This is a genomic window from Micromonospora sp. HK10 (genome assembly GCF_000982955.1).
Taxonomy (GTDB): Bacteria; Actinomycetota; Actinomycetes; order Mycobacteriales; family Micromonosporaceae; genus Micromonospora.
This window is the reverse complement of sequence record NZ_KQ058799.1, coordinates 578-873: the sequence shown is the minus strand read 5'-3', so window position 1 is coordinate 873 and position 296 is coordinate 578. Positions and strand designations below refer to the sequence as shown.

General features: G+C 78.7%; 1 pseudogene. It reads right to left on the bottom strand.

What is annotated here, in order from left to right:
• A pseudogene (locus LQ51_RS12230) lies at positions 1 to 214 on the bottom strand (adenosylcobinamide-GDP ribazoletransferase); the annotation flags it as partial.
• Positions 215 to 296 lie beyond the last annotated feature (82 nt).

Here is a 296-nt window from a genome sequence, read left to right as displayed (position 1 = left end):
CGGTCACCCCGGCGGCGACCAGTGGGGGAGCGAGCGCGCCGGTGAGCAGCAGGACGGCGGCGAGCACCGCGCCGAGCAGCGTCCCGACCGCCGGGGCGTACGCCATCGCGACGCCCGCCACCGCCCGGTCGATCCGGCCGGCGCGCACCGGCAACGTGGTGAAGGTGGTGAGCGCCAGCCGGAGCCCCGCGCCGAGCCGCGACTCAGTCGGCACGCGGGCCGGGGAAGACCGGCTGGTCCGGCCCGGTCGTGGTCGGTCCGGGACCGGCGGGCTCCGGCTCGGTGAAGTCCGATCC